Source organism: Candidatus Pseudomonas auctus, from assembly GCF_048654275.1.
GTDB classification, from domain to species: Bacteria; Pseudomonadota; Gammaproteobacteria; order Pseudomonadales; family Pseudomonadaceae; genus Aquipseudomonas; species Aquipseudomonas pharyngis.
This window is the reverse complement of sequence record NZ_JBJYZK010000002.1, coordinates 621,508-633,280: the sequence shown is the minus strand read 5'-3', so window position 1 is coordinate 633,280 and position 11,773 is coordinate 621,508. Positions and strand designations below refer to the sequence as shown.

Here is an 11,773-nt window from a genome sequence, read left to right as displayed (position 1 = left end):
AAACCCTAAACTTGGCTCAGCAATCGTTGGTTACATCTTTGATTTCTCGCGGAGTAACTTGTGATGCTGATAATCTTTTTGACTATCAGTCTGACTCCACAAGCACCCACACGAATTGCTTGATTCAGTTGTTAAAGAGCGGTTGGTTAAGATCTTTCGTCTCAACCGAGGCGCGCATTCTACAGCAGCCTCATTTACTGTCAAGTGATTATTTTCAGAAGTTTTCGAAGATTTCTTCAACAACTTCAACCACTTGCGCTTCCGATCTCTCGTTAGCGGGAGGCGAATTCTACAGCGTTACACGCTGCTGTCAACACCTCTTTTTCTCCGCTTTCGACCGAGAAGATCGAACCGTTGAAAGCACCCAACAAACCGGCATCTCCAACTCCTTCCAGGCTTCGATGAACTGAAGCAATCCACTATCGAAACCTACTTAACTCATTGAATTTCAAAGAGTTTTCCGTTTCGACTGCGCCGGAAGTGGGGCGAATTATAGAGACTCAGAATCTCCCGTCAACCCCTATTTTCATAAAACTGTCATATCGGTCAAAAAAGCCCTGAAACGCGAAGGCCGACCTTAAAAGGTCGGCCTTCTTTGCACTGCCCTTCTACTTACAAGCTAGGGAATGCGAACTGCGACGCCTCATGGCTCGCACGCTGTGGCCATCGCTGGGTGATCGCCTTGCGACGGGTATAGAAGCGCACACCATCCGGACCGTAAGCATGCAGGTCGCCGAACAGCGAGCGCTTCCAACCGCCGAAGCTGTGGTAAGCCACCGGCACCGGCAGTGGAACGTTGACCCCGACCATGCCGACTTCGATCTCGTCGCAGAACAGACGCGCCGCTTCACCGTCACGAGTGAAGATGCAGGTGCCGTTGCCGTATTCGTGATCATTGATCAGTTGCATCGCCTCTTCCAGGCTGTTCACCCGGACGACGCACAGCACCGGCCCGAAGATCTCTTCTTTATAGATGCGCATCTCAGGCGTGACGTTGTCGAACAGGCAGCCACCCAGGAAGAAACCTTCTTCATGACCGGCAACGCTCAGACCACGACCGTCGACCACCAGGGTTGCGCCCGCCGCCACGCCGTCTTCGACATAACCGCTGACCTTGTCACGCGCCTGACCGGTAACCAGCGGCCCCATGTCGAGACCACACGAAGTACCGGCACCGATTTTCAGCGCCTTGATCTGAGGAACCAGTTTGGCCACCAGTGCATCCGCCACCTGATCGCCAACACACACCGCCACCGAAATCGCCATGCAGCGTTCACCGCAGGAACCGTAAGCCGCGCCCATCAGTGCGCTGACCGCGTTGTCCAGATCCGCATCCGGCATCAGCACCGCATGGTTCTTCGCGCCGCCCAGTGCCTGTACGCGCTTGCCGCGCTTGGTGCCTTCGGCATAGATGTACTCGGCAATCGGCGTCGAACCCACGAAGCTCAGCGCTTTGACTTCCGGCGCTTCAATCAGCGCGTCCACCGCAGTCTTGTCACCGTGCACCACGCTCAGCACGCCTTTTGGCAGGCCGGCTTCCAGCAACAGTTGCGCGATCAGCAAGGTCGAACTCGGATCACGCTCGGACGGCTTGAGGATGAAGCAGTTGCCGCAGACGATCGCCAACGGATACATCCACAGCGGCACCATCGCCGGGAAGTTGAACGGGGTGATGCCGGCCACCACGCCCAGCGGCTGGAAGTCCGACCAGGCATCAATATTCGGGCCGACGTTGCGGCTGTACTCACCCTTGAGGATTTCCGGCGCTGCGCAGGCGAACTCGACGTTCTCGATGCCACGCTTCAGTTCACCGGCAGCATCTTCCAGAGTCTTGCCGTGTTCTTCGCTGATCAATTGCGCGATGCGTGCTTCGTTCTGCTCCAGCAGTTGCTTGAAACGGAACATCACCTGGGCACGTTTGGCCGGTGGCGTGTTGCGCCAGGCCGGGAACGCAGCCTTGGCGGCATCGATGGCGTGCTGGATGGTTTCGCGGCTGGCCAGCGGCAGCTTGTGGATTGCCTGACCGGTGGACGGGTTGAACACATCGACCGCGCGACCGTTCTCGGTCACCAGTTCGCCATTGATCAAATGCGGGATAACGCTCATCGGGGAACTCCTGAATTCTTGTGCGCAGACGCCCGCAAGAGCGCCTGCCATTGGCGTATCTATATAGAAGGAAAAATCAGTCGAGCTTGTTCAGCACTTCGCCGACCGCGTCGAACAGACGATCAAGGTCCTGCGGCTTGCTGTTGAAGGTTGGGCCGAACTGCAGGGTGTCGCCGCCGAAGCGCACGTAGAACCCGGCTTTCCACAATGCCATGCCGGCTTCGAACGGACGCACGATGGCGTCGCCGTCACGGCCCGCGATCTGGATCGCACCGGCCAGACCGAAGTTGCGAATGTCGATGACGTTCTTCGCGCCTTTCAGGCCATGCAGGGCATTTTCGAAATGCGGTGCAACTTCAGCCACGCTCTGCACCAGGTTTTCCTTTTGCAGCAGGTCGAGTGCCGCCAGGCCAGCGGCGCAAGCCACCGGGTGCGCCGAGTAGGTGTAGCCGTGCGGAAATTCCACAGCGTATTCCGGGGTCGGCTGGTTCATGAAGGTCTGATAAATCTCGGAGCTGGCAATTACCGCGCCCATCGGGATCGCGCCGTTGGTGACTTGCTTGGCGATGCACATCAGATCCGGGGTCACACCGAAGGTGGTGGCGCCGAACATGGTGCCGGTACGGCCGAAACCGGTGATCACTTCGTCGAACACCAACAGGATGTTGTGCTGATCGCAGATTTCACGCAGACGCTTGAGGTAGCCCTGTGGCGGAACCAGTACGCCAGCGGAACCGGCCATAGGTTCAACGAACACCGCAGCGATGTTCGAAGCATCGTGAAGCTCGATCAGCTTCAACAGCTCATCGGCCAGCGCGATACCACCCTGCTCCGGCATGCCACGGGAGAAAGCATTGCTCGCCAGCAAAGTGTGCGGCAGGTGATCGACATCCATCATCGCCTGACCGAACAGCTTGCGGTTGCCGTTGACGCCGCCGAGGCTGGTGCCGGCGATGTTCACGCCGTGATAACCACGGGCGCGGCCGATCATCTTGGTCTTGGTCGACTGGCCTTTCAGGCGCCAGTAGGCGCGGACCATTTTCACCGCGGTATCGGCGCACTCGGAACCGGAGTCGGTGAAGAACACATGGTTCAGGTTGCCCGGCGTCAGATCAGTGATTTTCTCCGCCAGCTGGAACGACAGCGGGTGGCCATACTGGAAGCCCGGCGAGTAATCGAGGGTGCCCAACTGCTTGGCCACCGCTTCCTGGATTTCCTTGCGGGTATGCCCGGCGCCGCAGGTCCACAGACCGGACAGCGAGTCGTACACCTTACGGCCCTTGTCGTCGATCAGCCAGCTGCCTTCGGCACCAACGATCAGACGCGGGTCGCGCTGGAAGTTGCGGTTGGCGGTGTAGGGCATCCAGTGCGCGTCCAGCTTCAGTTGGCTGGCCAGTGGCGACGGCGCATTTTCAGGCATGTTCATCGGGCAAAACCTCGCAGGGCAATAAGCTTCAGAGAGATAGAAAGCGTTGTTGCAGCTAAATTGCCACGGGGATAAAGTCGGTGAAATTCAACTCTTCTAACCTTCAGTTAGAACTCTGCTAAACAATGAGGCCAACAGCATGAGCAGTCGTCGCCCCGATCCACTGGCGCAGGTCAGTGACTTTGACATTCGCCTGCTGCGGATTTTTCGCAGCGTGGTGGAGTGCGGTGGCTTCTCGGCGGCGGAAACCGTACTCGGCATCGGTCGCTCGGCGATCAGCCAGCAGATGAGTGATCTGGAACAACGTCTCGGCCTGCGTCTGTGCCAACGCGGGCGCGCCGGTTTCTCCCTGACCGAAGAGGGTCGTGAGGTTTACCAGTCGGCGCTGCAGCTGTTGAGTGCACTGGAGAGTTTTCGCACCGAGGTCAACGGCCTGCACCAGCACTTGCGCGGCGAATTGATCATCGGCCTGACCGACAACCTCGTCACCCTGCCCCACATGCGCATCACCCACGCTCTCGCGCAGTTGAAGGAACGCGGGCCAGACGTGCAAATCCAGATCCGCATGATCGCCCCCAACGAAGTCGAACAAGGCGTGCTCGACGGACGCCTGCATGTCGGCGTGGTGCCGCAGGCCAGTGCGTTGTCGGGACTGGAATACCAACCGCTGTACAGCGAACGTTCGCTGCTCTACTGCGCAGTTGGTCATCCGTTGTTTTACGTCGACGATAAACAGTTGGATGACGAGCGCCTCAACAGTCAGGACGCCATCGCCCCGACCTTCCGTCTGCCGGCGGAGATCCAGGAGCACTATCAGGCGCTCAACTGCACCGCCAGCGCTTCCGACCGTGAAGGCATGGCGTTCCTGATTCTGACCGGGCGCTACATCGGCTACCTGCCGGATCACTACGCCAGTCTCTGGGTTCAACAAGGTCGCTTGCGCGCGCTCAAGGCCAGTACCCGCTTCTATGATTTGAGCCTGGCCTCGGTTACCCGCAAGGGCCGTCGCCCTCATCTGGTACTGGAAAGCTTTCTCGAAAGCCTCGCCGCCACCCGCTGACGACCGGGGTTTTATTCGCCCGGGGCTTGTCCCGCGCCGGTGGTTGCGCTATCAACGCAACTGGTTGCACCCCACAGACAAACCCGGAAGTGCCTATGACCTTTGAAGTCCCAGCCCACGGCGGCAAACCCGCCAGCCGCATTCGTCAGAAGAACGAAGAGACCATCATCAAAGCCGCCGAAGACGAGTTCGCCCGTCACGGGTACAAAGGCACGAGCATGAACACCATCGCCACCAAGGCCGGACTGCCCAAGGCGAACCTGCATTACTACTTCACCAACAAGCTCGGGTTGTACGTGGCGGTGCTGAGCAACATCCTTCAATTGTGGGACAGCACCTTCAATACCCTGACGGCCGAGGACGATCCGGCCGAAGCACTGACCCGCTACATCCGCGCGAAAATGGAATTCTCCCGTCGCCAGCCGCAAGCGTCGCGGATCTTCGCGATGGAAGTGATCAGCGGCGGCGAATGCCTCACCGAATATTTCAATCAGGATTACCGCGCCTGGTTCCAGGGCCGCGCCGGCGTGTTCCAGGCCTGGATCGACGCGGGCAAAATGGATCCGGTCGACCCGGTGCACCTGATCTTCCTGTTGTGGGGCAGCACCCAGCATTACGCCGACTTCGCCACCCAGATCTGTCGGGTGACCGGTCGCAGCAAGTTGACCAAACAGGACATGGAAGACGCCGGCAACAATCTGATCCGCATCATCCTCAAAGGCTGCGGCCTCACTTCTTCTATATAAGTCGTTTTATGCCATTCACCCTCAGCGGCTTTTGCGAGTTCCGCGAAGAAATCCGCAAAAGCCGTTTCATCACCTTCGCCGCGCCGATCGGCAGCCCCGCTGAGGCGCAAGCCTTCATCGAGCAACACAGCGACTTGAACGCTTCGCACAATTGCTGGGCGTGGAAGCTCGGCGATCAATACCGCAGCAACGACGACGGCGAACCCGGCGGCACTGCCGGGCGGCCGATCCTCGCGGCCATCGAAGCGCAGGACTGCGATCAGGTCGCGGTGCTGGTGATCCGCTGGTACGGCGGCATTCAACTGGGCACCGGCGGTCTGGCCCGGGCCTATGGCGGCGGCGCCAACAAGTGCCTGCAAGCCGCGCCGAAGATGGAATTGATCAGTCGCGTGCCCGTGCGTTGCGCCTGCGCCTTTGGCGAACTGGCGCTGGTGAAACTGCGGGTCGCGGATCTGGGCGGATTGGTGATCGAAGAAAACTTCACCGCCAACGGAGTCGAATTGCAACTGGCAGTGGGCGAAGCGCACATCGAGCTGTTGCAGAATCAGCTGGCCGACCTGAGCCGCGGGCGAATCCTGCTGCAGCGTTGAAGCCCCGCCATGTTTTGGGGCACCAGCCCGTTTGCTTATGCCCGAGACTTGCCCACATCCGCTGTGCACCCGGCTGTGGATAACCTGAGCACAGGAGGCTGTAACCCTTCTGTCACGTGGCTTTGCGGGATTTGCTCACTTTTCGTCCAATCGCCCATCGCAATGAACAATTTCACGTAAAAACAATCGCTTAGCGTTGTTTATCGCCTTTAGAAGAAAGCCCGGCAGTGCTTATGCCCGGGATTTTGTCTTGCGCACAAATACTGTGGAGCAACCTGTGGATAAGCCGTTCATGGCTGGCGCAGTCGCAGGTTCTGCATGGCTTCGGCGGGGTTGCTCGTTTTTTGATCAGCCAGTTGCGGGCAAAACTGGAGCCTGATCAAAGGCTTTGCCCTCAAGTGGTGCCGTGCAGGCAACCGAATTCGATTCACAGGCTCTGCGCCACAGGCTGGCAAACAGCAGCCACCTGCGTTCCTGACTCAATGGCCAGGAAATTGCTTTATCCACAGGCACAACTCCAAGCAACCCGAGCCTGTCATGCCAAACCCCACGTCCACACCGCAGCTGCAACTGCGCCAAATCAGCAAACGTTATCCCGGTTGCCTTGCCAATGACGCCATCGACCTGAGCATCGCCCCCGGTGAAATCCACGCGCTGCTCGGTGAAAACGGTGCAGGCAAAAGCACGTTGATGAAGATCATCTACGGCGTCACCCAGGCCGATTCGGGTGAGATGCTGTGGCAGGGTCAACCGGTGACTATGCGCAACCCGGCCCAGGCGCGGCAGTTGGGCATCGGCATGGTGTTCCAGCATTTCTCGCTGTTCGAGACCCTGAGCGTGGCGCAAAACATCGCGCTGGCGATGGGCGCAGGAGCCGGCTCGCCGAAACAGCTGGAGGCGAAAATCCGTGAAGTGTCGCGCCGATATGGCATGGCGCTGGAACCCCAGCGACTTGTCCACAGCCTGTCGATCGGCGAGCGGCAACGGGTCGAGATCGTGCGTTGCCTGATGCAAGACATTCGCCTGCTGATTCTCGACGAACCGACCTCGGTGCTCACGCCGCAGGAAGCCGAAGAGTTGTTCATCACCCTGCGCCGGCTCGCGGCCGAGGGCTGCAGCATTCTGTTCATCAGCCACAAACTTGGCGAGGTGCGCGCCTTGTGCCACAGCGCCACGGTGCTGCGTGGCGGTCGGGTGGCCGGGCATTGCGTACCCGCCGACTGCACCGACCGGCAACTGGCGCAATTGATGGTGGGCGACGCCGCGACATCGATCGGCGAGTTCACGAAGGTCACCGGTGGCGCGGCGTTCTTGCAGGTCAGCGGTCTGAACTGGCACAACCCGGATCCGTTCGGTTGCTCCCTGAACGACATCGATCTGCAGGTGCGCAGCGGTGAAATCGTCGGCATCGCCGGCGTGGCGGGCAACGGGCAGGACGAGCTTCTGGCATTGCTCAGCGGCGAGCAAACACTGCCCCGCGATTCAGCGCAAACCATCTGCTTCCAGGAACACCCTGTCGCCGATCAGCGCCCGGATGCCCGACGCAAACTCGGCCTGGCGTTCGTCCCCGCCGAACGCCTCGGGCATGGCGCGGTGCCGGACATGAGCCTGGCGGACAACGCCCTGCTCACCGCCTTTCAACAAGGCCTGGTCAGCCACGGTTTGATTGAGCGCGGCAAGGTCGAAGCCCTCGCCCAAACGATCATCGAGCGCTTCGGCGTGAAAACCCCGGACACCCAGACCGCCGCCCGCAGCCTGTCCGGCGGCAACCTGCAGAAATTCATCCTCGGCCGGGAAATCCTCCAGCAACCGAAACTGCTGATCGCCGCGCACCCGACCTGGGGCGTGGATGTCGGCGCGGCGGCCACCATTCACCGGGCGCTGATTGCCCTGCGCGATGCCGGGGCGGCGATTCTGGTGATCTCAGAAGACCTCGACGAACTGTTCCAGATCAGCGACCGCCTGGGCGCGCTGTGCGGCGGGCGCCTGTCGGCGTTGCAGGACACGGCGCGGACCCGCCTCAGCGACGTCGGCGGCTGGATGGCCGGCCAGTTCGACACCCCTCAATCACAACCGGCCACGGTTTAACGGAGTTTCTCCCATGTTGCTTTCCCTCGAACCCCGTGGCCGGCAATCACGGCTGATGCTGTGGTGCTCGCCGGTGCTGGCGGCGGTGCTGACGCTGGTCTGCGGATCGTTGCTGTTCATCGCCCTCGGTCACGACCCGCTGAAAACCCTGCACACGTTATTGATCGCCCCGGTCAGCGACCTGTATGGCGTCTCCGAACTTCTGGTCAAAACCTTGCCGATCCTGCTTTGTGCGCTGGGCCTCGCGGTGGCCTATCAGGCGCGGATCTGGAACATCGGCGCCGAAGGCCAGTTGCTGCTCGGCGCCCTGGCCGGCAGTGCGCTGGCGGTAAATATCATCGACATGCAAAGCCGCTGGGCGCTGGTGCTGATCCTGCTGACCGGCACGTTCGCCGGCGCCGCCTGGGCCGGGCTCACCGCCTGGTTGCGTACCCGCTTCAATGCCAACGAAATCCTCACCAGCATCATGCTCAACTACATCGCGCTGAACCTGTTGCTGTTCTGCGTACACGGGCCGCTGAAGGATCCGGCCGGATTCAATTTTCCCGAATCGGCAATGTTCAGCGATGCCAGCCGCCTGCCGCTGTTGATGGAGGACGGTCGGGCACACATCGGCGTGTATTTCGCCTTGCTCGCGCTGGTCGCGGTGTGGGTGTTGCTGCAGAAAAGCTTCGTCGGTTTCCAGATCAAGGTGCTGGGGCTGGACAAGCGTGCGGCAGGATTCGTCGGGTTTCGCGAGAAGCGTCTGATCTGGCTCGCACTGCTGATCAGCGGAGGATTGGCGGGGCTTGCCGGTGTCTGCGAAGTCACCGGGCCGATCGGCCAACTGGTGCCGCAGGTCTCGCCGGGCTACGGCTACGCGGCGATCACCGTGGCATTTCTCGGCAGGCTCAATCCGATCGGCATTCTGTTTTCCAGCCTGTTGATGGCGCTGCTGTACATCGGTGGCGAGAGCGCGCAGATGACGCTGAATCTGCCGCAGGCGATCACTCAGCTGTTCCAGGGAATGATGCTGTTTTTCCTGCTGGCCTGTGACGTGCTGATCCTCTATCGGCCACGTCTTAACCTGCGCTGGGTGCGGCGCACGTCTACCACCGCCGTAACCGCCGGAGCGCTGTGATGGATATCGATCTGCTGAGCAATATTTTCTACGCCATGGTGCGCTGCGGTACGCCACTGCTGCTGGTGGCGCTGGGTGAATTGATCTGCGAGAAGAGCGGCGTACTCAACCTCGGTCAGGAAGGGATGATGCTGTTTGGCGCGGTGATCGGTTTCATCGTCGCGTTCAACAGCGGCAACCTGTGGCTCGGCGTGGTGCTCGCGATGCTCGCCGGGATGTTGCTGTCGTCGCTGTTTGCTCTGGTGGCGCTGGTGTTCAACGCCAATCAGGTGGCGACCGGGCTGGCGCTGACGATTTTTGGCGTCGGCCTGTCGACCTTTGTCGGCGCGGCGTGGGTCGGCAAACCGCTGGCCGGTTTCGAGCCGCTGGCGATTCCCTACCTGAGCGAAATCCCGCTGATCGGCCGCATGCTGTTTGCCCAGGATCTGCTGGTGTACCTGTCGTTCGCGCTGTTTGCGCTGGTGGCGTGGGTGATCGTGAAAAGCCGTGTCGGGCTGATCATTCAAGCGGTCGGCGAGAACCCGGATGCGGCCAGTGCCATGGGCTTGCCGGTGCTGACCGTGCGCACACTGGCGGTGTTGTTCGGCGGGGCGATGGCCGGACTGGCCGGCGCTTATCTGTCGCTGGCTTACACGCCGATGTGGGCTGAGAACATGACCGCCGGACGCGGCTGGATCGCCCTGGCGCTGGTGGTGTTCGCCAGTTGGCGGGTGTGGCGCTTGCTGCTCGGTGCGTATCTGTTCGGACTCGCCAGCATCCTGCACCTGGTGGCGCAGGGGTTGGGGCTGGCGATTCCTTCGAGTCTGCTGGCGATGCTGCCGTATGTCGCGACGATTCTGGTGCTGGTGTTGTTGTCGCGGGATGCGCTGCGTACACGGTTGTACGCGCCGGTATCACTGGGGCAGCCGTGGCAGGCCGGGCACTAAGCCGTTACGGCTCGCGACAGCGGCCGGACCGGCAACGCCTGAGCGATGCCCCACGCCACTTCGAGAACCAGGAAACCCACCACCAACGAGCTGGCGCCGTGGGCCAGGGCATTCGTCATCCACGCGGCGAACAGAAACCGCGTCACCGCGTCATAGCGCCCATAAACCGGCTGCGGATCACGAATCCGCAGCACTGCCCACATACACACCACCGAACCGAACAAATTGGCGATCAACAGATGCGCAGGTTCGAACGGCGGCAGTTCGCCGGGCAGCTCCAGCGCCTGACTCAGCGCTGTCAGCACCCCATGCAACACAGCAAAACTCCACGGTGTGACAAACGCCGCCGTCACGATCAAGTCATACCAGGCGCTGCCGCGCACCACCTGCCGATACTGCGTTGAAGTCCACATCATCCTTGCTCCGAAAATTCAGGGAGCAACCACGGTAAAGCCTGGAGTATGCTCCAGGGTCAAACACTTTCGAGACCTGCAAGATGCGCATCGGTGAGTTGGCCCAGGCCTGCGATGTCAGCCGTGACACGCTGCGTTTTTACGAGGAGCGCGGATTGATCGCGGCGCAACGCAGCGCCAACGGTTATCGCGACTATCCGCCGGAGATGGTGCAATTGGTGCTCTACATCAAAACGGCGCAGCGTCTGGACTTTACTCTCGGCGAGATCGGCAGCAGCGTTGGCGCGCTGTGGCAATCGCCAAATCCTGACACCACCGTCACGCAACTGCTGCAAGACAAACTCAAGCTGGTCGAAACCCGCATGGCCGAACTCGGTGAGCTGCGCCTCGAATTGCAGCATCGGCTCGGTCAACGCTGTCCATTGAACCCGTGATCTTTCAACTTTCAAGGAAAGCCCGTCATGTCCGCACTTAATCCTGCCAAGCACGCATTGATCATCGGCGCCTCCCGGGGCCTGGGCCTGGGACTGGTGAAAACCCTGCTGGCCGACGGCTGGCAAGTCACCGCCACGGTTCGCAATCCTTCCAACGCCGAGGCTCTCGAAGCACTGGGCAACGTGCAAATCGAAAAACTCGACATGGACGACCAGCAAGCGGTGATCGCCCTGAGCCAGAAGCTCAAGGGCGAGACCTTCGACCTGCTGTTCGTCAACGCCGGGGTCAAAGGCCCCGAAGTGCAGACCCCGGGCGGCGCGACGCTGGCGGAAGTCGGCCAGTTGTTCTTCACCAACGCGGTGGCACCGATCAATCTGGCCCAGCGCTTTGTCGGGCAGATCCGCGACGGCAGCGGCGTGCTGGCGTTCATGAGTTCGGTGCTCGGCAGCGTGACCATGCCCGACGCGCCGGAACTGGCACTGTACAAGGCCAGCAAAGCGGCGCTGAACTCGATGACCAACAGCTTCGTCACGCAGTTGGGCGAGCAGAAACTTACGGTGCTGTCGCTGCATCCGGGCTGGGTGAAAACCGACATGGGCGGTGAAGGTGCCGACATCGACGTGGAGACCAGCACCCGTGGCCTGGTGGATCAGGTGGATGCGTTCGCCGGCAAGGGCGGCCATCACTTCGTGAACTACAAGGGTGAAACCATTCCCTGGTAATCACTGGACCCTGTGGGGGCTCACCCCCACAGGGTTATCCCGGTGTCTGGTCGGGTTGGGCTTGCCCGTCGAAACATTTTGTTCGAAACTCCGCACCTCGCCCCTCGCGGCGACCCTGGATCAGCAGACAGGGCAACACTG

12 protein-coding genes are annotated in these 11,773 nt (G+C 60.7%); 9 read left to right on the top strand and 3 right to left on the bottom strand.

The genetic code is table 11. The annotated features are described in order from the left end of the window. On the top strand, positions 1 to 410 hold a 410-nt coding region (locus ACKUG4_RS06390), incomplete at its 5' end, for a hypothetical protein (protein ID WP_445433673.1). 202 nt (positions 411 to 612) lie between these two features. Here ACKUG4_RS06390 and ACKUG4_RS06385 read toward each other — a convergent pair. Beyond that, positions 613 to 2,106 carry a CoA-acylating methylmalonate-semialdehyde dehydrogenase gene (locus tag ACKUG4_RS06385; protein WP_011332326.1) on the bottom strand — a complete coding sequence of 498 codons (1,494 nt, stop codon included), beginning with the start codon at positions 2,104 to 2,106 and terminating at the stop codon, positions 613 to 615. 76 nt (positions 2,107 to 2,182) lie between these two features. Further along, a complete protein-coding gene (gene aptA, locus ACKUG4_RS06380; protein ID WP_011332325.1) occupies positions 2,183 to 3,532 on the bottom strand; it encodes an omega-aminotransferase AptA in 1,350 nt (449 codons plus the stop codon). Positions 3,533 to 3,671: 139 nt separating this feature from the next. Here aptA and ACKUG4_RS06375 point away from each other — a divergent pair, with 139 nt between their 5' ends. From ACKUG4_RS06375 to ACKUG4_RS06350, 6 genes are all read left to right on the top strand, one after another. Then, positions 3,672 to 4,592, top strand: a complete 921-nt coding sequence (locus ACKUG4_RS06375) for a LysR family transcriptional regulator (protein WP_085613582.1) — start codon at positions 3,672 to 3,674, stop codon at positions 4,590 to 4,592. Positions 4,593 to 4,687: 95 nt separating this feature from the next. Further along, the gene (locus ACKUG4_RS06370) at positions 4,688 to 5,338 is read left to right on the top strand and encodes a TetR/AcrR family transcriptional regulator (protein WP_011332324.1); all 651 of its coding nucleotides are present in this window, start codon (positions 4,688 to 4,690) and stop codon (positions 5,336 to 5,338) included. 8 nt (positions 5,339 to 5,346) lie between these two features. Continuing rightward, positions 5,347 to 5,928, top strand: coding sequence for an IMPACT family protein (locus ACKUG4_RS06365; protein ID WP_236191571.1), 582 nt, complete (start codon positions 5,347 to 5,349; stop codon positions 5,926 to 5,928). 537 nt (positions 5,929 to 6,465) lie between these two features. Further along, the gene (locus tag ACKUG4_RS06360) at positions 6,466 to 8,016 is read left to right on the top strand and encodes an ABC transporter ATP-binding protein (protein ID WP_445433672.1); all 1,551 of its coding nucleotides are present in this window, start codon (positions 6,466 to 6,468) and stop codon (positions 8,014 to 8,016) included. 13 nt (positions 8,017 to 8,029) lie between these two features. Beyond that, positions 8,030 to 9,136, top strand: coding sequence for an ABC transporter permease (locus ACKUG4_RS06355; RefSeq protein WP_085667776.1), 1,107 nt, complete (start codon positions 8,030 to 8,032; stop codon positions 9,134 to 9,136). Then, a complete protein-coding gene (locus tag ACKUG4_RS06350) occupies positions 9,136 to 10,062 on the top strand; it encodes an ABC transporter permease (protein WP_039773215.1) in 927 nt (308 codons plus the stop codon). Before ACKUG4_RS06355 ends, ACKUG4_RS06350 begins: the two co-directional genes overlap by 1 nt. On the opposite strand, the gene ACKUG4_RS06345 is transcribed toward ACKUG4_RS06350, so the two are convergent. Next, positions 10,059 to 10,475 carry a hypothetical protein gene (locus ACKUG4_RS06345; protein ID WP_445433671.1) on the bottom strand — a complete coding sequence of 139 codons (417 nt, stop codon included), beginning with the start codon at positions 10,473 to 10,475 and terminating at the stop codon, positions 10,059 to 10,061. The two genes, ACKUG4_RS06350 and ACKUG4_RS06345, sit on opposite strands and share 4 nt — an antisense overlap. An 83-nt stretch (positions 10,476 to 10,558) precedes the next feature. On the opposite strand from ACKUG4_RS06345, the gene ACKUG4_RS06340 reads away from it, so the two are divergent. Continuing rightward, on the top strand, positions 10,559 to 10,909 hold the full coding sequence (locus tag ACKUG4_RS06340; RefSeq protein WP_445433670.1) for a MerR family DNA-binding transcriptional regulator: 351 nt from the start codon (positions 10,559 to 10,561) through the stop codon (positions 10,907 to 10,909). Positions 10,910 to 10,936: 27 nt separating this feature from the next. Next, positions 10,937 to 11,632, top strand: coding sequence for an SDR family oxidoreductase (locus tag ACKUG4_RS06335; RefSeq protein WP_011332317.1), 696 nt, complete (start codon positions 10,937 to 10,939; stop codon positions 11,630 to 11,632). Positions 11,633 to 11,773: the final 141 nt, after the last annotated feature.

Coding starts and splice junctions, on each gene's coding strand:
- ACKUG4_RS06335 (WP_011332317.1), top strand. CDS start 10,937: ATGTCCGCACTTAATCCTGCCAAGCACGCATTGATCATCGGCGCCTCC.
- ACKUG4_RS06360 (WP_445433672.1), top strand. CDS start 6,466: ATGCCAAACCCCACGTCCACACCGCAGCTGCAACTGCGCCAAATCAGC.
- ACKUG4_RS06370 (WP_011332324.1), top strand. CDS start 4,688: ATGACCTTTGAAGTCCCAGCCCACGGCGGCAAACCCGCCAGCCGCATT.
- ACKUG4_RS06385 (WP_011332326.1), bottom strand. CDS start 2,106: ATGAGCGTTATCCCGCATTTGATCAATGGCGAACTGGTGACCGAGAAC.
- ACKUG4_RS06355 (WP_085667776.1), top strand. CDS start 8,030: ATGTTGCTTTCCCTCGAACCCCGTGGCCGGCAATCACGGCTGATGCTG.
- ACKUG4_RS06375 (WP_085613582.1), top strand. CDS start 3,672: ATGAGCAGTCGTCGCCCCGATCCACTGGCGCAGGTCAGTGACTTTGAC.
- ACKUG4_RS06350 (WP_039773215.1), top strand. CDS start 9,136: ATGGATATCGATCTGCTGAGCAATATTTTCTACGCCATGGTGCGCTGC.
- aptA (WP_011332325.1), bottom strand. CDS start 3,532: ATGAACATGCCTGAAAATGCGCCGTCGCCACTGGCCAGCCAACTGAAG.
- ACKUG4_RS06340 (WP_445433670.1), top strand. CDS start 10,559: ATGCGCATCGGTGAGTTGGCCCAGGCCTGCGATGTCAGCCGTGACACG.
- ACKUG4_RS06365 (WP_236191571.1), top strand. CDS start 5,347: ATGCCATTCACCCTCAGCGGCTTTTGCGAGTTCCGCGAAGAAATCCGC.
- ACKUG4_RS06345 (WP_445433671.1), bottom strand. CDS start 10,475: ATGTGGACTTCAACGCAGTATCGGCAGGTGGTGCGCGGCAGCGCCTGG.